General features: G+C 67.7%; 15 protein-coding genes and 4 tRNA genes. 11 read left to right on the top strand and 8 right to left on the bottom strand.

What is annotated here, in order from left to right; translation table 11 throughout:
• Positions 1–91: 91 nt before the first annotated feature.
• Positions 92–1,426 (top strand): tyrosine-type recombinase/integrase, encoded by a 1,335-nt coding sequence (locus GAA2_RS13130; protein WP_191834388.1) that lies wholly within the window; start codon positions 92–94, stop codon positions 1,424–1,426.
• Positions 1,427–1,568: 142 nt separating this feature from the next.
• On the opposite strand, the gene GAA2_RS13125 is transcribed toward GAA2_RS13130, so the two are convergent.
• The 3 genes from GAA2_RS13125 to GAA2_RS13115 all read right to left on the bottom strand — a co-directional run bounded on the left by GAA2_RS13125 (position 1,569) and on the right by GAA2_RS13115 (position 1,832).
• Positions 1,569–1,643: transfer RNA gene (locus GAA2_RS13125), tRNA-Val, on the bottom strand.
• 20 nt (positions 1,644–1,663) lie between these two features.
• A tRNA-Cys gene (locus GAA2_RS13120) sits at positions 1,664–1,737 on the bottom strand.
• Positions 1,738–1,759: 22 nt separating this feature from the next.
• Positions 1,760–1,832: transfer RNA gene (locus GAA2_RS13115), tRNA-Gly, on the bottom strand.
• Positions 1,833–2,085: 253 nt separating this feature from the next.
• Between GAA2_RS13115 and GAA2_RS13110 the strand changes: the two genes are divergently transcribed.
• Positions 2,086–2,157: transfer RNA gene (locus GAA2_RS13110), tRNA-Val, on the top strand.
• An 85-nt stretch (positions 2,158–2,242) separates the two neighbouring features.
• Here the strand turns inward: GAA2_RS13110 and GAA2_RS13105 are convergent.
• From GAA2_RS13105 to otsB, 5 genes are all read right to left on the bottom strand, one after another.
• A complete protein-coding gene (locus GAA2_RS13105; protein WP_159405565.1) occupies positions 2,243–2,713 on the bottom strand; it encodes a GyrI-like domain-containing protein in 471 nt (156 codons plus the stop codon).
• Between the two features lie 40 nt (positions 2,714–2,753).
• Positions 2,754–3,191 carry an SRPBCC family protein gene (locus GAA2_RS13100; protein WP_191834387.1) on the bottom strand — a complete coding sequence of 146 codons (438 nt, stop codon included), beginning with the start codon at positions 3,189–3,191 and terminating at the stop codon, positions 2,754–2,756.
• Positions 3,181–5,814: a bifunctional acetaldehyde-CoA/alcohol dehydrogenase gene (adhE, locus tag GAA2_RS13095; protein WP_238063616.1), complete on the bottom strand. Its 2,634-nt coding sequence runs from the start codon at positions 5,812–5,814 to the stop codon at positions 3,181–3,183. The genes GAA2_RS13100 and adhE overlap by 11 nt, the downstream gene beginning before the upstream one ends.
• Positions 5,815–5,953: 139 nt before the next feature.
• Entirely contained in the window at positions 5,954–6,910 is a 957-nt protein-coding gene (locus GAA2_RS13090) for an alpha/beta fold hydrolase (protein WP_191834386.1), read from the bottom strand.
• Complete coding sequence (otsB, locus tag GAA2_RS13085; protein ID WP_191834385.1) at positions 6,907–10,590, bottom strand: trehalose-phosphatase; 3,684 nt, start codon at positions 10,588–10,590, stop codon at positions 6,907–6,909. Before otsB ends, GAA2_RS13090 begins: the two co-directional genes overlap by 4 nt.
• Before the next feature lie 146 nt (positions 10,591–10,736).
• Between otsB and GAA2_RS13080 the strand changes: the two genes are divergently transcribed.
• The 9 genes from GAA2_RS13080 to GAA2_RS13040 all read left to right on the top strand — a co-directional run bounded on the left by GAA2_RS13080 (position 10,737) and on the right by GAA2_RS13040 (position 19,131).
• Complete coding sequence (locus GAA2_RS13080) at positions 10,737–11,159, top strand: TIGR02611 family protein (protein WP_159405570.1); 423 nt, start codon at positions 10,737–10,739, stop codon at positions 11,157–11,159.
• A gap of 130 nt (positions 11,160–11,289) precedes the next feature.
• Positions 11,290–13,365, top strand: a complete 2,076-nt coding sequence (gene thrS, locus GAA2_RS13075; protein ID WP_191834384.1) for a threonine--tRNA ligase — start codon at positions 11,290–11,292, stop codon at positions 13,363–13,365.
• On the top strand, positions 13,358–13,906 hold the full coding sequence (locus GAA2_RS13070; RefSeq protein ID WP_006436352.1) for an HIT family protein: 549 nt from the start codon (positions 13,358–13,360) through the stop codon (positions 13,904–13,906). Before thrS ends, GAA2_RS13070 begins: the two co-directional genes overlap by 8 nt.
• An 18-nt stretch (positions 13,907–13,924) precedes the next feature.
• Positions 13,925–14,626 (top strand): phosphatidylinositol phosphate synthase, encoded by a 702-nt coding sequence (pgsA, locus tag GAA2_RS13065; protein ID WP_024497179.1) that lies wholly within the window; start codon positions 13,925–13,927, stop codon positions 14,624–14,626.
• Entirely contained in the window at positions 14,623–15,546 is a 924-nt protein-coding gene (locus GAA2_RS13060) for a phosphatidylinositol mannoside acyltransferase (protein WP_024497178.1), read from the top strand. The genes pgsA and GAA2_RS13060 overlap by 4 nt, the downstream gene beginning before the upstream one ends.
• On the top strand, positions 15,543–16,667 hold the full coding sequence (locus tag GAA2_RS13055) for a glycosyltransferase family 4 protein (RefSeq protein ID WP_024497177.1): 1,125 nt from the start codon (positions 15,543–15,545) through the stop codon (positions 16,665–16,667). Before GAA2_RS13060 ends, GAA2_RS13055 begins: the two co-directional genes overlap by 4 nt.
• Complete coding sequence (locus GAA2_RS13050) at positions 16,667–17,155, top strand: hypothetical protein (protein WP_024497176.1); 489 nt, start codon at positions 16,667–16,669, stop codon at positions 17,153–17,155. Before GAA2_RS13055 ends, GAA2_RS13050 begins: the two co-directional genes overlap by 1 nt.
• Positions 17,156–17,267: 112 nt before the next feature.
• Positions 17,268–18,179, top strand: coding sequence for a pyridoxal 5'-phosphate synthase lyase subunit PdxS (gene pdxS, locus GAA2_RS13045; RefSeq protein WP_006436347.1), 912 nt, complete (start codon positions 17,268–17,270; stop codon positions 18,177–18,179).
• Positions 18,180–18,276: 97 nt separating this feature from the next.
• Positions 18,277–19,131 carry a PP2C family protein-serine/threonine phosphatase gene (locus GAA2_RS13040; RefSeq protein WP_006436346.1) on the top strand — a complete coding sequence of 285 codons (855 nt, stop codon included), beginning with the start codon at positions 18,277–18,279 and terminating at the stop codon, positions 19,129–19,131.
• The last annotated feature ends 4 nt before the right edge of the window (positions 19,132–19,135 follow it).

Genomic DNA, 19,135 nt, shown 5'->3' with positions numbered 1-19,135 from the left:
GAGGAGTGATCTGTGTCACAACTAGATGTCAGTCGGCAAGTGTGGCCGGTAGACGTCAACTGTGAACGCGTCACTGACGTAGGCTGCGACCGTGAACAACTCAGAGAATCGGCACGACCGGGTCACGGGCAAGCCGATCGACAACCATTACAGCGAATGGAAGACGCGCACCAAGCGGCCGAGCGGATGGAAGAAAGACGCCGCTGGCAACCTCACTGAGCCGCGCGGGAGACGGTGGCGGGTCAAGTACCAACTAGACGGCGCCCGGCGGGCCGAAGACTTCGACCGCAAGGATGAGGCGGAGAACCGGATCGCGCAGCTTCAGGCAGAGTTCCGCGACGGCTCGCACGTCGACCGACGCAAGTCGTCCACGACCGTCGCGACCGTCGCCGACGCATGGCTGAAGTCGCTCGTCATCGACAAGAGCGCGAGCACACAAAAGAACTACGCCTCGATACTGAACAACCACGTCACGCCGGTATGGGGCACGCGCGAGCTGGGGGCGATCACGCACGGTGATGTGGTGTCGTGGGTCGCCGACCTGAAGGGGTCCGGCCTCTCGGCGGCAACTGTCCACCGGTGCTACGTCGTCCTGTCCGGGATCCTCGACTATGCCGTGGCCGACGGCCGACTCCGCGGGAATCCGGCCGCGAAAGTGAAACTGCCCAAGGTCGACGACGGCGGCGACGTGTTTCTGTCTGCCGAGGAGGTCGACCGGATGGCGCGCGCCGCGGACTACCTGGCGATGCTGCGCACCAACCGCTCGCGCGTCGGCCGCGACCGCGATGCAGAACTGACCCTAGATCGCGACGACAATGGTGTGCCGGTCATCCCTCCCGCTCCTGCCTCACCCGACGGTCTACTGATCCGGTTCGCGGCGTACTCGGGCCTGCGCGTCGGCGAACTGTCCGGACTCCAGGTGCGCGACCTCGATCTCGCGAAGGGCCTTATTCACGTCCGGCGCGCAAACACAGAGGTCGCCGGTCGCCTCGTGCCCGGTCTGCCGAAGGGGGACAAGGTGCGCGACGTCGAACTGGCACCGCATCTCGCGAACGATCTCCGCGCACACGTCGCGGGCAGGGTGGCGACCGACCCGGTGTTTGTCGGGGCCACCGGGGCGCCGATCAGACGGAGCAACCTCAACAAGCGCGTCATCATCCCCGCGGCCGGTCTGTCGGGGGTGTCGAGCGCCGATCGCGTCGTGACCATTCACGCGCTGCGGCACACGTTCGCCTCCCTCTGCGCGTCCGCGGGGGTGCGCATCGAGATCGTCAGTCGGTGGATGGGCCACGCGTCGGTGGCGATCACGCAACGGGTGTACGTCGGTCTGTTCCGGGAGGACTTGGCGGCGTCCGCTGGGTTGCTCTCGGCGGTTGCCACGGCGGTCACTCCGGCGACCCCGACACTGCGCGTCGTGGGGGAGTGAGTGCGTGCAGGTGCGTGCAGAACGTTCCCGGTTTGCCCCGGTTTGGGGAACAACTGGCAACCCGTTGGCAACCCATACGGTTCAGACAGCAAGAGAGGCGGTCCCGATTGTCTCGGAAACCGCCTCTGACCTGTTCTAACTGTGGTGCGCGATACAAGGATTGAACTTGTGACCTCTTCCGTGTCAGGGAAGCGCTCTCCCACTGAGCTAATCGCGCGGGTATATGAAATTGTGGTGTGGAGGTGGCGACGGGAATCGAACCCGTGTACACGGCTTTGCAGGCCGTTGCCTCACCACTCGGCCACACCACCAGATGCGAGTCGACTCGCGCCGAGCGGATGACGGGATTCGAACCCGCGACCCTCACCTTGGCAAGGTGATGCGCTACCAGCTGCGCTACATCCGCATGCCCACGAGCGATCTTGTGGATCTTGCTGCTCGCGGTGCGAAGAGAAACTTACGCGATGGATTCCGAACTTTACAAATCGCCTGGTCAGAGGGCTGGAGAAAGACGAATTCCCAGCGTGTGATTACTCCGGACCGGCAAAACCGATGACTGTGACGTGGCGCACGTCCGTGATTTGGGAACTCTGCGGAACCCGTGTAATCTTCTGGCTCGTGCGCAGGCGCCCCTGTCACCGACATCAGGCGCCCGACACGGTCCCGTGGCTCAGTGGAAGAGCGTCCCGTTCACACCGGGAAGGTCGCTGGTTCGATCCCAGCCGGGACCACAGAGACAAAGGCCTCATCGTGACGACGAGGCCTTTGTTGTCTCCTCACGAGAGCCGATCGCTCCCGGAACCCGCTGAGCGTCGTCTAGTCCTCCAACGGCCACACGATCAGGGTCTGCATCGACGACAGATCGTTCTCGTCGGGCTCGGTCAGGTAGCTCTCCCACATCACCCCGGCCGGCCTCAGATTCTGGGCCTGCATCCACTGCATCAGCCGGCCGTAGGTCTGCTCCATCGCATCGTAGGAGCCGATGTGCAGGATCTGCGCGGCGCGACCGCCCGGAAGGGTTTCGGTAGTGACTTCTCCGTCCACCGAGACGTCGCGGTCGGTGGGAAACCCGGCCGCCACATCCACAGTGTCCGTGGGCATGCCGTAGTAGAGGCCCAGCGGCGGTCCGACAACGCTTGCTCCCGCGTTCCGCATCGCGTCGTCCACCGCGTGGAACGAACGATCGAAGAATTGGGGAAGGCCGGTCATCGGGACCTTCTCGCGATGTACCGCGACCCGCGCCGGGGTCAGCTCGACGATCTGGGGTTCGGTGGACGGATCTGTCATGCCTGGTCTCCTTCGCGTCGTGTCGGTGCGGGTTCGGATCTCACTTGGCGAAACGTTTCGTCAAACCGGTCAGTGTGCTGTCCACGAGTCCCTTGATCACCCTTTTGCGCACGAACCCGGGCAGCGGCAGATTGTGATGGATCGTGAGCTCATAGGTGACCGAGGTCGTGTCAGGGCCCGTCGCGTCGAGTTGGTAGCGGCCTTCCTGGCCGGTCTGCATGCGCCCTTCGAGCATCGACCAGCTCATGCCGTCGTCGCGGTGCTCATAGGTGAGCGTGTAACTGTCTGTCCCGACGGTCGCGGACGCCTTGAACCTGGCCGTGCGGGGAAGTCCGGTCTTCGGGTCGGTCTCGAGTACCTCCGCCTCGAGGATCTCCGGAATCCACTCGGGCTGGCTCTCGAGGTCGCGCAGCGTCGCGAGCACGGTCTCGAGCGGGGCGCCGACCTCGACGGTCTGGGAAGCGCGGTCAGTGGGCATGATCATCCTCACCGTAGTAGCCGAGTTTGAGCAGGTCGGTGATCTCGCTGATGAGCGGCATCCGCGGGTTGGTGCGGTTGCTCAGGTCCTGGAACGCATTCATCGCGAGTTCGGGCAACGCTTCGAGGAACTCGTCCTCGGCCACGCCGATCTCCTTGAGGGTCTGGGGGATTGCCAACCGGCGCAGCAGACCGTCGACACCTGCGAACAGCCGGCGTCGGCTCTCGTCGGGCTCGCGTCCGCCGAAGATGACCCGTCCCAGCTGTGCGTACTTCTCCGGCGCGACGTACGCCGAGTATCCCGGCGCGGGCATGAACTTCGTCGGCACCGCGGCGTTGTAGCGCAGCGTGTGAGGCAGGAACACGCCGTTCACCCGACCGTGCGCGATACCGAATGCAGCGCCGACGGCGTGGGCGAGCGCGTGATTGGTCCCCACGAACGCGTTCGAGAAGGCGAGCCCCGCGAGAGTGGCGGCGTTGGCCATGTCGGTGCGGGCCGCGAGGTCGGTCGGATCGTCGTACGCACGGGGCAACGCGTCGAAGATGAGTCGTGCGGCCTGGACGCAGAACGCGTCGGTGTACGGGGAGGCGAAGATCGAGGCGACGGCTTCCAATGCGTGGGTGAGCGCGTCGACGCCGGTGTCGACGGTCAGTGCGCGGGGCATGGAGAGGGTCAGCGTCGGATCCACGATCGCCATGTCCGGGACGAGGGAGTAGTCGACGAGGGTCTCCTTGCGGCCCGCGACGGTCAGTACCGCGGCCGGTGACACCTCGGACCCGGTGCCCGCGGTGGTGGGAATCGCCACCAGCCGCAGGGTGTGCGGGTCCTGCGGGTACTCCGCCAACCGCTTGCGGGGATCGAGGAACGGCAGGGTCAGCTCGGCCAGGTCGGTGTCGGGGTGCTCGTGGAAGAGCCGGATCGCCTTGGCGGCGTCGATCACCGACCCGCCTCCGACGGCGATGAGCAGATCCGGCGGCTGACCCTCCAGCACGGCGACGCCACGACGGATCGTCGCCTCGTCCGGTTCCGGCTCGACCTCGGCGAAGACCCGGACGTGTTGGGCGTGCAAGTGGGCACGCACTTCGTCGACCACTCCGCGTTCGGCGCTCAGGGCGGCGGTGACGACCACGACATCCGTGCACGGGACGTCGCGAAGATTGTCCAGTGCGCCGGCGTTGAAGAACGTGTTCGCGGGCACGCGGAACCACTGGGACGGGGTACGTCGATGAGCGACGGTCTTGATGTTCAGCAGCTGGAGATAGTTCACGTTCTCGGTGGTGCTCGACCCGCCCCAGGTGCCGCAGCCCAGCGAGAAGGTGGGCGGGAGATCGTTGTAGATCCCGCCCAGGGCTCCGACTGCGGTGGGTGCGTTGACGAGGATCCGTCCGGTGCGTACTGCGGCACTGTAGGCGTCGACGACCGACTGATCGTTGGCATAGACGGCAGAGGTGTGGCCGAGACCGCCGTGTTCGGCGACCAGGACCGCGGCGTCGATCCCGTGATGCACGTCGCGGGCGCGGACGAGTCCGAGGACGGGCATCAGCTTCTCCTGCACGAGCGGGTGTGCCGCGAGCTCGTCGAGATCCGACGGCAGCGGCGCCAGCAGCACCTTCACCGAAGGGTCCAGGGTGAAACCGGCGCGGGCGGCCAGTTCCGGAGCCGGCTGGCCGAGGGCGCCGAGATTGACCTTGTCGCCGTCGCCGAACGCGAAGTCGGCGATGGCCGCGGACTGCTCGTCGGTGAGCAGGTGTGCGCCCATCCGGCGGAACTCCTCGACCGTGGCGTCGTAGATCGCGTCGTCGACGATGCAGGTCTGTTCCGCGGGGCAGATGACGGAGGCGTCGAAGGTCTTGGAGATCAGGATGTCGACGACAGCGGCTTCGATGTCGGCGGTCCGGTGCAGGTAGATCGGCGCGTTGCCGGGTCCGACGCTGAGTCCGGGTTTGCCGGCCGCGTTGGCGAGCGCGACGATCTTCCGCCCGCCGGTGACCCAGATGAAGTCGACGAGCCGGTGCCGGAACAGATAATGGGTCACCTCGTGGGCGGCGTCGGGGATCACCTGCAGAGCGCCGGGGGGCATCCCGGCCGCCTCGGCGGCCTCACGCAGGATTGCCACCGTCCGTTCACAGGAACGCGCCGCCACCGGCGAGGGGCGGAAGACGATGGCATTGCGCGTCTTCGCCGCGACGATCGCCTTGTACAGCACCGTCGACGTGGGATTGGTGACCGGAGTGATCGCGAGCACGACGCCGATGGGCTCGGCCACCCGCACGACACCGCGTTCGTGGTCCTCCCCGATCACGCCCACCGACTTCTTGTCCTTGAGGTGGTCGTGGAGGAACTCCGTCGCGACATAGTTCTTGACGACCTTGTCCTCGAAGACCCCGAAACCGGTTTCCTCGATCGCCACCGCGGCGAGTTCGGCGGCGGCCCGCACCCCGGCCCGCGCCATGGCCGCGACGATCGCGTCGACCCGTTGCTGGTCGAGTGTGCGGAACTCGGTCGCTGCGGCCGCGGCCCTCTCGACCACGGCATCGACCTCGGCGGTGGTCTCGGGTGTCAGCGTCGACGCTCGGGAGTGGTCTGGCGTCTGCGATCCGGTGTCCACATGGGGGTTCGGCATTCGATATCACCTCGAACCGGTGTCGTCGCGCCCTCGGTCCATGCGCGGCCGTGTGGGCGCACGTTACTCGCGCTCGTGGCGCGAAGGACCCGTTTGCCACTCCGCGGCGCGAACTTTCGCTTCATGGCCGGCGACCGCCTCATCCGGGTCGGGATTCCACGAAATCGGCGATCACCTCCTTCACCCGGTCGCGCTGACCGAGGAGGAGATGTCCGCCGGAATCGAGGCCGAGCAGTCGTGCGCCGGGGATCCTCGACGCCGCGTCACGGGCCGCGTCGTAGGACGCCAGCGGATCATCGGCGGCGTGCACGATCAGAGTCGGCGCCTCGATCGCCTCGAGGTCGTAGGTGCCGATCTCCGGGTCGGCGACATAGGCGTCGAACACCGCGCCCCGCCGACGCCAGGCGACGGGGAAGATGCTCTCCGAGATCTCCTCGGCGACACGGCGCTCATCGGCCGAACGAGGGAACCCCGGCGGCACACCGAGGAGGCGGAGGAACGTCGGGTGGGCGAAGGCTTTCAGGGGCCACAGCGCGTGATCGGAATAGAACCACCGTGCCCACCGGGGTGGTATGCGTGCCGTGCGGCTCCCCGGAAAGTTCCCGGAGAGGATGATCAGGTGCCGAACCCGGTGGGGATGGCGCAGCGTGAACTGGACCGCTGCGCTCGTGCCCGCGGAGATCCCGATGACGTCGACCTCGTGGTGGCCGAGGTGATCGAGCAGTTCGGCGAAGACGTCGGACTGGGCGGCGACCGAGGGCTCGGCGGGCATCACCGATCCCAGATATCCGAAGCGGGACGGGACGATGATCCTTCGGTCTGGCAGCAGGTCGCGCACCGACAGCAGTCCACCGTCGCAGCCCTGGAAGATGCCGTGGCTCACCAGGACCGACTCACCCGCGCCGTGTGCCGCGTATTCGACAGCGCCACAGCGGGATTCCATCACATGGCGGGTGACCGCCCCGACCCGCTTCCGTGCTGCGACGAGGTCTCGGACATAGGCGATGCCGAGCACCCCGGCGACCGATGCCAGGGCGCCACCGGCGATCAGGCCTCCGGCCCACGCCCTGCTGGTTCGTCCGTCCGGGGGAGTCATCGGAAGCGGACCGTTGTCCCGGGCGCCAACTGGACCAGTTTCTCGCGACACTGCACATCGATCGGAGCGACGTCGCGTTTCTCAGACGTGACCTCGACGCCGCTGCCGCTGACCCGCAATTGCAGACGGTGCCGACGGTAGTAGACGCGGAAGGACAAGACGCCCAGGGATCGCGGCCACCGCGGGTTGAGGATCAGGCGGTCGTCGCGGAGCTCGAGGCCCGTGAAACAGCGCTGCAACAGGTCGATGCTCCCGGACATGGCCGCGAGGTGGATACCCTCCGACGTCGTACCGCCCTGGATGTCGGTGATATCGGAGTCGAGGACTCTCTCGAAGAACGACACCGCGTGTTCGCGATCGCCGCGGGCGAGCACCCACGCGTGGACGACCGAACTCAATGTCGACCCGTGCGAGGTCCGGGACATGTAGTAGTCGATGGTGTGCGGGATCATCTCGGGCGGCAGCCCATAGCCCAGGCGTTCCAGCAACTCTCGCAACTCCTCCGCAGAAAGAAGATAGAAGAGCATGAGAACGTCGGCCTGCTTGGACACCTTGTACCGGTTCACGTCGTCGTTCTCGGCCTCCAGGATGCGGTCCAGCCGCTGGATGTTCCCGTACTCGGCGCGGTAGGCGTCCCAATCCAGTTCGACCAGTTCGTCATATCCCTCGAACTGGCTGATCGTGCCGTCGTGGAAGGGGACGAACATCCGGCAGGTCAGTGTCCGCCACAGCTCGAGTTCTGGTTCGCGCAAGCCGATCTCGTCGAGCAGATTGACCCGATCACGCTGCGGGATGGTCGCCAGGGCATCAAGAGCGCGCCGGATGACCCACACCGCCATCACATTCGTGAACGCGTTGTTGTCGATCCCGTCGTAGGGTGCCTCGGGGTAGCCGGAGTGGAACTCGTCGGGCCCGATGACGCCCCGGATCGCGTACCGGTCGTGGCGCGGGTCGTAGGTCGTGATGTCGGCCCAGAACCGGGCGATCTCGACGAGCAGTTCCGCGCCGGATTCGATGAGGAAGTCGAGGTCGTGCGTCACCTGGAAGTACTGCCACACGTTGTAGGCCACAGCCAGGCCGATGTGGTGCTGGCGGGCGCTGGGGTCCGGGTTCCACCGTCCCGAGCGCGGGTTGAGGTGCAGCTTCTGGCTCTCCTCCCGGCCGTCGCTTCCGGACTGCCAGGGGTACATCGCACCCCGGTGGCCGGCTTCGCGGGCGGCGACCCGCGCTTCCCCGAGACGCCGGAACCGATAGCGGAGCAGTGCCTTGGCGAGTTTGGGGAGCCGGGGGGTGAGCACGGGCAGGACGAAGACCTCGTCCCAGAAGATGTGGCCGCGATAAGCCTCACCGTGCAGGCCCCGCGCCGGGATTCCGACGTCCATGTCGATGGTGTTCGGTGAGACCACCTGCAGAATGTGGAGCATGTGGAACCGGAGCGCCCGTTGCGCGTCGGGGTGCCCTTCGAGGTCGGTGCGGCACAGATCCCACATGCGCACGCACGCCCTGGCGTGATCGGTGAGCAGGTCGTGGAACCGTCCGAGCCGGGCAAGGGTGCGCGACGCGGCGACACCGGGTTCGGAGATCCCGTTGTCGCGTGAGGTGTACAGCGTCGCGACCTTCTCCACGATGACCTCTTCACCCGCGGCGATGTCGACACCGATCCGGTGCCCGATCCGACCCTGATCGGAGATCAGGTCGTAGTGGGCGGGCAGCTGTTCGTTCCCGCGCCACACCGTGGTCCGAGCGCCCACCGCGATGATGACGCGGGACTGGTTGGTCTGCACCCGCAACAGAACCGAATCTGTCGAATCCGCCGTCCCCTCCGGGACGGTGAGATGCCTGCTCGCCAGCTCCCGGTAACGCTCCACCCCGGAATTGGTGACGGTGCCGTCGATCATCGAGGAGACCTCGATCCTGCCCGACCAGTCCTCGGCCAGGATTCTGGTGTCCAGGGCGCCGACATGACGTTGGTCCATCGACACGAATCGGCGTTGCCGGACGGTGGTGGTGCGGCCGTGCGCATCGCGGTAGCGGAGGTCGCGGGTCAGCATCGCGCGCCGTAGGTCGAGCGTCTGACGGAACGACAACACCTCGACATCGTCGATGCTGAACCAGTCACCGCTGTCGATCCGGAAGGTCAGCGGCAACCAGTTCGGCAGGTTGACCAGGCTCTCGTTCTCCACCTCTCCGGCGGGCAGTCGGTCGGTGAGCCGGTTGTACACGCCGGCGGCGTAGGTGCCCGGGTAGTGCACCGGTCCGGCATCGCACTCCGAGGCCGCCCCACGCGTCGCGAAGTAGCCGTTGCCGACGGTGCACAGGGCTTCGCGGAGCTTCTCCGCGGGCGGATCGTAGGAGTCGTAGGTCAGTGACCAGTCCGACGGGGGCTCGCTCGCCTGCTCGACGTGATCGGCGATCTGGGCCAGCAGTGCCGGGATCGCCGCGGGTGACTCCGCGGCGAACTGGGCGGCCGTGCGGCGGTCGCGGTTCTCCTCGGCGCGCACCACGATCCCGATCCCGTCGGTGGCGATCCGGTCGAAGGCGTCCTCGTCGGTGAGGTCGTCGCCGAAGTAGATCGTGATCCACCCCCGGTCGACGGCGCCCACCTGGTGGCGGACCCACTCCAGCGCCTGCCCCTTGTCCCAGTCGACGTCGGGTTTCAGTTCGAGGACCATGCGGCCGGGGAGGGCTCGCAATCCCTGGCGCACACCGATCTCGCGCGCCGCCACGATGATGTCCTCGACATCGTCGGGGGAGGCGTTGCGGAAGTGGACGGCGACACTGAAATGTTTGGGCTCGACCAGGACTCCGTCGACAGCGGCAAACCGCTGCCGAAGTTCCTCGGATGCCGCCGCGATCGTCGGCGTGGACGTGCGGGCCACCTCGTTGACGAGGTGCTCGCCCCCCGGTCCGAGGAGTTCGAGGCCGTGACAACCGGCGTACCAGAGGCCGGGAAGCCCCACGCGCTCGCGGATGTCGTCGAGGTCGCGGCCGCTGATGACGGCGACCGGACACAACTTCGCCAACCGGGTCAGCGCCTCGGCGGCACCCTCGACGAGGACCGCAGCGGACGGATCGTCGACGATGTCGGACAGGGTTCCGTCGAAATCGAGGAAGACCACGGGGCGTCGAGATGCGGCGATGGCGTGCAGGTGCTCGAGGTAGGTCAGTGCGTCGGGCATCGTCGAGATCCGGGCGCCGCCGAGGCGTACCCGGATGTCGGCGGGATCACCGACCACGGCGTCGGCGCCGAGACGGCGGAGTTCCTCGGCCCGCGCCGGTGTCCCGATCGCCACGACCAGCGCGAAACCGCCCCGGCGAGCTGCGGCCACGCCTTCCGGGGTGTATTCGACGACAGCGCATCGCAGAGGTGACACGCCGAGGCGCCGGGCGATGTCGAGCAACCCGGCCGGGTCGGGGTGAGCGGTGCCCTCGAGCTGTTCGGGCGGGGTGTCGGTCATGTTCGCGGCGAACAGGCCGTCGAGCTCGGGGCCCAGGGTGCGCCCGACCGAGCGGGCCCCGCAGACGATTCCGAACCCGCGGAGACGCTGGACGAGACCGGCGGTGGACTCGATCGCCCGCGGGTGCGCCTCAGTGGTCGGGTGGCCGAAGCCGACGATCACGCCGTCGTGCAGACGCGCGTCGATCGTCACCGGTCGTGTCGGGGCCGCCGTGGTCGCCATCGTTCCAGCATGCCCCCGGGCACCGGGTGATCGGGCGAACTTCTGGTAAAGGTATCGCGGCGGCGGGCCTCATGTCCGCGTCGGCGATGGTCGCCGAGATGCCGGTAGCCTGAACACGGCTTGGGCGACGGCGGAGTAGGGGAGACATGACGGAGTCGTGGTGGAAGCGACTGCGGATCCGGGCGCGTCATCGCCGGTACGTGGTTCGCTCCAATCCCCGCTGGCATCGGATCTACCGCATCGCGGTCGCCGTCGTCGGCACCGTCGTCCTGCTGTGCGGGCTCGTCACCATCCCGTACCCGGGTCCCGGCTGGCTCATCGTCTTCCTCGGACTGGGAATCCTGGCGTCGGAGTTCGACTGGGCTCATCGCCTGCTGAAGTTCGCACGCGCGAAGTACGACGCCTGGATGGAATGGATCGGCCGGCAACACTGGTCGGTGCAGTCCGTCTTCTGGATCGGTACCTGCGCGATCGTCGTGGGCACCCTCTGGCTCCTCGGGGCCCTGCAGACGGCGGCCGGTTGGGTGAACCTCCACTACGAGTGGCTCGCGAGTCCCATTTTCTCCTGATCGCTCACCCGAGCCGCGCCGCAGAGGAGGGGTTCGGTCGGGCGGGATGACACGCGGATACCATCAGAGTCGCAAACGTCCCCTACGGACGCGCCCTTCGCGTGTCCGAACCTATTCGAGGAGCGTCCCCGTGCCCGACGACGTCCAGGTGACCAGCCCAGCCACGATCCGTGTGCCGGCTGGAACGACCGCGGGCACCGCACTTCGTGATCACGACCTCCCCAACAAGGGGCCGGATGCGATCGTCGTCGTCCGCGACGCGCACGGCGACCTTCGTGACCTGTCCTGGGCGCCGGCCGAGGACGCCGAGGTCGAACCCGTTGCGGCCGACACCGAGACCGGACGCAGCGTCATCCGGCACTCGTGTGCCCACGTGCTCGCGCAGGCGGTCCAGGATCTGTTCCCCGAGGCCAAGCTGGGTATCGGACCGCCCATCAAGGACGGCTTCTACTACGACTTCGATGTCGCCGAGCCGTTCACACCCGAGGACCTCAAGGCCCTCGAGAAGAAGATGAAGCAGATCATCAAGTCCGGCCAGCGCTTCTCGCGCCGCGTCTACGACTCGAAGGACGAGGCGCGCGCCGAGCTGGCGGACGAGCCGTTCAAGCTCGAGCTGATCGACGACAAGGGCGCCGCCGACGATGCCGAGGTCATGGAGGTCGGCGGCGGTGAGCTGTCCGTCTACGACAACCTCAATCCGCGCACCGGCGAACGGATCTGGTGCGATCTGTGCCGCGGTCCGCACGTGCCGACCACCAAATACATCGCGGCCTTCAAGCTGACCCGGTCGTCGGCCGCCTACTGGCGCGGTGACCAGGACAATGCCGACCTACAGCGCGTGTACGGCACCGCATGGGAGTCGGCGGAGGCGCTCGACGCCCATCTCGAACTGCTCGCGGAAGCGGAGAAGCGCGACCACCGCAAGCTGGGTGCCGAACTCGACCTGTTCAGCTTCCCCGACGAACTCGGCTCGGGACTGCCGGTCTTCCACCCCAAGGGCGGCATCATCCGCAAGGAGATGGAGGACTACTCACGGGCGCGTCACGTCGCCGCGGGATATGAGTTCGTCAACACCCCGCACATCACCAAGTCGCACCTCTACGAGGTCTCCGGTCACCTCGACTGGTACCGCGACGGGATGTTCCCGCCCATGCACGTCGACGCCGAGTACGACGAGAACGGCGAGCTTCGCAAGCCCGGCCAGGACTACTACCTGAAGCCGATGAACTGCCCGATGCACAACCTGATCTTCCGGGGTCGGGGACGTTCGTACCGGGAACTGCCGCTGCGCATGTTCGAGTTCGGGTCGGTGTACCGGTACGAGAAGTCCGGCGTGATCCACGGGCTGACCCGAGTGCGCGGTATGACGCAGGACGACGCGCACATCTACTGCACGCAAGACCAGATGCGCGACGAGCTGACGTCGATCCTCACCTTCGTCCTGGGGCTGCTCAAGGACTACGGTCTCGACGACTTCTACCTCGAACTGTCGACGAAGGACCCGAAGAAGTTCGTCGGCTCCGACGAGGTGTGGGAGGCGGCGACGAACACGCTCGCCGAGGTGGCACAGGCCTCCGGTCTGGATCTGGTGCCCGATCCGGGTGGTGCCGCGTTCTACGGCCCGAAGATCTCGGTGCAGGCCAAGGATGCGCTCGGTCGCACCTGGCAGATGTCGACGATCCAGCTCGACTTCAACCTGCCGGAGCTGTTCGGTCTCGAATACACCGCGTCGGACGGGACCAAGCAGCGGCCGGTGATGATCCACCGCGCGCTGTTCGGTTCCATCGAGCGGTTCTTCGGCGTGCTCACCGAGCACTACGCGGGCGCTTTTCCGGCGTGGCTGTCCCCGGTCCAGGTCATGGGCATCCCGGTCGCCGAGGCGTTCGCCGATCACCTGCAGGGCGTCGTCGACGCGCTGCGGGCCGCCGGTGTCCGTGCCGAGGTCGACCACTCCGACGACCGCATGCAGAAGAAGATCCGCAACCACACCACCGGCAAGGTTCCCTTCATGCTGCTCGCGGGCGAGCGCGACGTCGAAGCGCATGCGGTGAGCTTCCGGTTCCGCGACGGGTCCCAGATCAACGGTGTCCCGGTGGGTCCCGCGATCGCCGCGATCACCGACTGGGTGGCGAGCCGGCGCAACGAGTCGCCGACCGGGGAACTCCTGGAGGCGAAGCTCGGCCCGGTGGGGGCGGTCGATGGCTGAGGCATCCGGCGAGATCCGCGACGAGGGCGTCGGTGTCGGTGATCGTCTGGAGCGGCTGTGGAGTCCGCACCGGATGACCTACATCGCCGACCCGCAGCCGGCGGCGAAGACCGGTCACCCCTTCCTCGACATCCCGACGATGTCCGACGAGGACGGTCTGATCGTCGCGCGCGGCGAAGCCGTGTACGCGGTGCTCAACCTCTACCCGTACAACCCCGGTCACACGATGGTGGTCCCGTACCGCCAGGTCGCCGACCTCGAGGACCTGACACCCGCCGAGTCGGCCGAGCTGATGGCGTTCACGCAGCGGATGATCCGCACGATCAAGGCGGTCTCGAACCCGAACGCCTTCAACGTGGGACTCAACCTGGGCTATGCCGCGGGTGGCTCGCTGTCCGAGCACTTGCATCAGCACATCGTGCCTCGCTGGATGGGCGACGCGAACTTCATCACCATCGTCGGCGAGACGAAGGTGATGCCGCAGTTGCTGCGCGACACCCGGTTGCTGCTCGCCGAGGCGTGGCAGCGCTTCGATGACTGAGGGGGAGGGAGCTCGCGGATGCTGAGCATTCTGGGTCGGGCGTCGGTCTCCAAGGTGACGCTGCCGATGGGGCGGGCGCTGCTGCGGACCGGTCTGACCCCGGACATCATGACCGTCATCGGAACGGTCGCGACCGTGGCCGCCGCCCTCACGCTGTTCCCCATGGGGTACCTCTTCCTGGGCACCCTGGTGATCTGGCTGTTCGTCATGTTCGACATGCTCGACGGCGCGATGGCGCGTGCCCGTGGTGGCGGGACACGGTTCGGCGCCGTCCTCGACGCCACCTGTGACCGCATCGCCGACGGCGCGATCTTCGCCGGACTCGTGTGGTGGTGCACCGTCACCGAACCGCACCACCTGCTCCTGGTCGCGACCCTGATCTGCCTGGTCACCTCTCAGGTCATCTCGTACGCGAAGGCCCGGGCCGAGGCCAGCGGGCTCTACGGCGACGGAGGGCTCATCGAGCGTCCCGACCGGCTCATCATCGTGCTCGTCGGTACCGGCCTCACCGGGCTGGGCCTGCCCTGGGCGGTCCACGTGGCGATGTGGCTGCTCGCCGTCGGCAGCGTGATCACCGTCGGCCAGCGCATGTGGTCGATCTCGAACTCGCCCGGTGCCCGCGACCTGATCCCGCTGAAGGCAGACCCCGACGACGACACCGGGAACGACGACACCGGGAACGACGCGAACGGATCGACTCCCCCCGACGGAGCGCGATGACCGACGTCGCCGCTCTCGCCGCCGACCTCGGATACCGGGCCGGCTGGGCCGCGGTGCGGAGGGCGCCGGAACGCGCCGCACGCGCCGTCTTCGACCGTGCCGGAGAGTTCGCCGGTCGCCGCAACGGCGGCCCGGAACAGCTGCGCCGCAACCTGGCCCGCGTGATCGGCACCGACCCGGCGAACGTCCCCGACGACCTCGTCGCCGACGCCGTGCGGTCCTACGCCCGGTACTGGTGCGAGGCCTTCCGCCTGCCCACCCAGGACCGGGCCACGGCGGCGTCGACTGCCACGCTGCCGGACCCCGACCACGCCCGCCTCGACGCCGCGGTCGCCCGCGGCAAGGGCGTCGTGCTGGCGTTGCCGCACACCGGCAACTGGGACATGGCCGGGGTGTGGCTCGTCCATCACTACGGCAAGTTCGCGACGGTCGCCGAGCGGCTGAAGCCGGAGTCGCTGTTCACCCAGTTCGTCGAGTACCGCGAGTCGCTGGGCTTCGAGATCTTCCCGCTCAGCGGCGGTGAACAGCCGCCGTTCGGCGCACTCGCCGAACGGCTGCGCGCCGGCGGCATCGTGTGTCTGCTGGGGGAGCGGGACATCGCCCGTCAGGGCGTCCCGGTCACCTTCTTCGGTGAACGAACCCGGATGCCGGCCGGGTCGGCGCGCCTGGCCATCGAGACCGGGGCAGCGCTGATCCCCGTGCATCACTGGTTCGAGGAGGCGCCGTACTCGGCCATGTCCTGTGGTGAGGAGATCGACGTCTCCGGCGGTGTCGAGGCGGCAACCCAGGCGCTCGCCGACGCATTCGCGGTGAACATCGCCGCGCATCCCACCGACTGGCACATGCTGCAGCCGCTCTGGGAAGCCGACTGGACCGACAAGCAGAAGGCGCGGCTGGCCGACACCGGGGGAGCGACATGAGAATCGGGATGATCTGCCCCTACTCCTTCGACGTTCCCGGAGGTGTGCAGGCGCACGTCACCGAACTCGCCCACGTCTTCATCGACCGCGGCCACGAGGTCAGCGTCCTCGCCCCGGCATCGCGTCGTACCGAACTGCCCGAGTACGTCGTGCGTGCGGGCCCGTCGCTGGCGATCCCGTACAACGGGTCGGTGTCGCGGGTGAACTTCAGTCCGAAAGGCTATCTACGACTGCGTCGTTGGATCGCGGAGAACGGCTTCGACGTCCTCCACGTCCACGAGCCCAATTCGCCGTCGATCTCCATGCTCTCGCTGATGGTCGCCTCCGGCCCGATCGTCACGACCTTCCACACCGCGACGTCGAAGTCGCTGTGGCTCAGTGCTTTCCAGGGAATCCTACGTCCGTACCACGAACGCATCGCCGGTAAGATCGCCGTCTCCGAACTCGCCCGGCGCTGGCAGATGGAGTCGCTGGGGTCGGATGCCGTGGAGATCCCCAACGGCATCGATGTCGGCAGCTTCGCCAACGCCAGACCGCTCGACGGCTATCCGCATGCGGGTGGCACGATCCTGTTCCTCGGTCGCTTCGACGAACCGCGCAAGGGCATCGACATCCTGATGCGCGCGTTGCCGGCGGTCGTCGCCCGGTTCCCCGACGTGCGCGTCCTCGTCGTCGGTGGCGGCAACCAGGCCGCACTGCGCCGGCGGGCCGGGACCCTCGCCGGCCACCTCGTGTTCCTCGGTCAGGTCGACGACGCCACCAAGGCGCGCGCGCTCGCATCGGCCGACGTCTACTGCGCACCCAACCTCGGCGGCGAGAGCTTCGGCATCGTCCTCGTCGAGGCGATGGCCGCCGGTGCCGCAGTGATCGCCAGCTCGCTGAACGCCTTCCGGCGCGTCCTCGACGACGGCCGGGCGGGCAAGCTCGTCGACACCGGGTCGCCGGATGAGCTGGCCGCGGGGATCATCTCGCTGCTCTCCGACGACGAGGCGCGCGAGCAACTGGTGGCCGCGGGTCGCGTCCGAGCGGACAAATACGACTGGTCGCGGGTGGCCGACCAAATTCTGCGCGTCTACGACACCGTGACGGTCGGTGCCGGACCGGTGGTGGTGTCGGACTGATGGCCACCTGGATCGTCATCGGGATCGTCCTGGTCCTGCTGGTCGTCGGCTGGGCTTATCACACGGCCAACCGGCTCGACCGCCTCAACGTCCGGGTCGACCTCGCCCGGCAGTCCCTCTACGCGAGTCTCGACCGTCGCGCCGTCGTCGTCCGCGCGATCGCCGCCGAACTGCCGGGATCCGAGCTGACCGCACTGGCCGACCGGGCCGAGCGTGCAGCGCCCGAGACACGCGAGGACGCCGAGAACGCACTGTCGGCGGCACTGGCCCGCACCGACGGCCGCGGACGGTCTCCGGCCCTGGTCATCGAGCTCGCCGACGCCGAGACGCGGGTGATGATGGCCCGCCGTTTCTACAACGATGCGGTGCGCGACACCCGGGCGCTCGCCGAGCGGCGACTGGTCCGGTGGCTGCGTCTCGGTGGCCGCGCGTCGCCGCCGACGTACTTCGAGATCAACGAACGCGTCACGCCGGGTCAGGGCGAGTGATCCTGGTACCAGCGCGTTCGCCCGGCTGACCTAGACTGGTTCCACGCTGCCGCGGGGTCCGCTGGAGCGGATCGGCTGCGGCACGCCGAGACAGCGACATGAGGAGAAATCAGTGAGTCACAACGGCGCGACCGTTCCCGAGGTCGGTCAGGGCACCGCCCGGGTCAAGCGGGGGATGGCCGAGATGCTCAAGGGCGGCGTGATCATGGATGTGGTCACCCCCGAGCAGGCGAAGATCGCCGAGGACGCCGGCGCGGTGGCCGTGATGGCTCTCGAGCGGGTGCCCGCCGACATCCGCGCCCAGGGTGGGGTCTCGCGGATGAGCGACCCGGACATGATCGACGGGATCATCTCCGCGGTGTCGATCCCGGTGATGGCCAAGGCGCGCATCGGGCATTTCGTCGAGGCGCAGATCCTGCAGAGTCTGGGCGTGGACTACGTCGACGAGTCCGAGGTGCTTACCCCGGCCGACTACTCCAACCACATCGACAAGTGGGCGTTCACCGTGCCGTTCGTGTGCGGTGCGACCAACCTGGGTGAGGCGCTGCGTCGTATCACCGAGGGTGCGGCGATGATCCGTTCCAAGGGTGAGGCCGGTACCGGTGACGTGTCCAACGCCACGACGCACATGCGCAAGATCCGCGACGAGATCCGCCGCCTGACGTCGCTGCCGAAGGACGAGTTGTACGTGGCGGCAAAGGAACTGCAGGCTCCCTACGACCTGGTGGTCGAGGTCGCCGAGGCCGGCAAGCTGCCGGTGACGCTGTTCACCGCCGGCGGTATCGCCACCCCGGCGGATGCGGCGATGATGATGCAGCTCGGCGCCGAGGGCGTGTTCGTGGGTTCGGGGATCTTCAAGTCCGGCAACCCGGCTCAGCGTGCGGCCGCGATCGTGCAGGCCACCACCTTCCACGACGACCCCGACGTGCTGGCCAAGGTCTCGCGCGGTCTGGGCGAGGCCATGGTCGGCATCAACGTCGACGACATCCCGCAGCCGCACCGCCTGGCCGAGCGCGGCTGGTGACCCCGACCGCCGGAACACCCCTGTTCAACACGCCGGAGACCGAACAGTCGACATGCGTAGCGAGCCGGGGGTGTTCCGGCGGTAGGATCTGCTGATCATGGATGCGGCGACCATCGTTCGGGACACCTCGGTCTCGGGCACACACATCGTGGGTGACTTGCGGCTCGAGTGGTCGGCGGCGTGCAACGTCGGACGGGTCCGCGAGACCAACGAGGACGCCGCACTCGCCCTTCCGGGCATGTACCTCATCGCCGACGGCATGGGCGGTCACGACAGCGGCGAACTCGCCAGCGAGGCCGCGCTGCTCACCCTCGCCGAGGCGACGAGCGCCGGCGAACTGAACGCCACCAGGCTCCAGCTCGACGATCTGCTGGTCGCCGCGCAGCGCCGCATCGGCGAGATCGACACCGAGACCGACCGCCGCGCGGGTACCACCGCCACCGGCGCCGTGCTCGTCACCCACGAACAGAGTCCGCACTGGCTGGTCCTGAACATCGGCGACTCGCGCACCTACCGGTACCAGAACGGGTCGCTGCAGCAGCTGACGACCGACCACTCGCAGGTCCAGGAATTCATCGACGCGGGCTTCCTGACGCCGGAGGAGGCGCGAACCGACCCGCGCCGCAACGTCATCACCCGCGCACTCGGTGCGGGGATGGTCGACCCTGTCCCGGACTTCTTCAACACGCCGGCCTTCCCGGGCGACGTCCTGCTCCTGTGTACCGACGGGCTCACCGGTGAACTGCCCGACGAGGAGATCGGCGACATCCTCGCCAATGCGTCGACCTCTGACGAAGCCGCCGAACGTCTCGTCGACGCGGCGCTCGCGCTCGGCGCCCACGACAACGTCACCGTCATCGTGGTGACCGTGCACGAGTCGGTCCCGACCCTGACGATGCCCGCTCTCGACGGGGAGACCACCGGCGAGGCGACGGTCGCCGGCCCCGAGTGACCGC

Source organism: Gordonia ajococcus, from assembly GCF_012974285.1.
In the GTDB taxonomy this organism is placed as follows: domain Bacteria; phylum Actinomycetota; class Actinomycetes; order Mycobacteriales; family Mycobacteriaceae; genus Gordonia; species Gordonia amicalis.
Note: the sequence above shows the minus strand (reverse complement) of the source record. Positions and strands in the feature narration are given on the sequence as shown.

Coding starts and splice junctions, on each gene's coding strand:
- GAA2_RS13050 (WP_024497176.1), top strand. CDS start 16,667: ATGGCCACCTGGATCGTCATCGGGATCGTCCTGGTCCTGCTGGTCGTC.
- GAA2_RS13105 (WP_159405565.1), bottom strand. CDS start 2,713: ATGACAGATCCGTCCACCGAACCCCAGATCGTCGAGCTGACCCCGGCG.
- GAA2_RS13055 (WP_024497177.1), top strand. CDS start 15,543: ATGAGAATCGGGATGATCTGCCCCTACTCCTTCGACGTTCCCGGAGGT.
- GAA2_RS13090 (WP_191834386.1), bottom strand. CDS start 6,910: ATGACTCCCCCGGACGGACGAACCAGCAGGGCGTGGGCCGGAGGCCTG.
- adhE (WP_238063616.1), bottom strand. CDS start 5,814: ATGCCGAACCCCCATGTGGACACCGGATCGCAGACGCCAGACCACTCC.
- GAA2_RS13100 (WP_191834387.1), bottom strand. CDS start 3,191: ATGCCCACTGACCGCGCTTCCCAGACCGTCGAGGTCGGCGCCCCGCTC.
- otsB (WP_191834385.1), bottom strand. CDS start 10,590: ATGGCGACCACGGCGGCCCCGACACGACCGGTGACGATCGACGCGCGT.
- GAA2_RS13060 (WP_024497178.1), top strand. CDS start 14,623: ATGACCGACGTCGCCGCTCTCGCCGCCGACCTCGGATACCGGGCCGGC.
- GAA2_RS13040 (WP_006436346.1), top strand. CDS start 18,277: ATGGATGCGGCGACCATCGTTCGGGACACCTCGGTCTCGGGCACACAC.
- pgsA (WP_024497179.1), top strand. CDS start 13,925: ATGCTGAGCATTCTGGGTCGGGCGTCGGTCTCCAAGGTGACGCTGCCG.
- GAA2_RS13080 (WP_159405570.1), top strand. CDS start 10,737: ATGACGGAGTCGTGGTGGAAGCGACTGCGGATCCGGGCGCGTCATCGC.
- GAA2_RS13070 (WP_006436352.1), top strand. CDS start 13,358: ATGGCTGAGGCATCCGGCGAGATCCGCGACGAGGGCGTCGGTGTCGGT.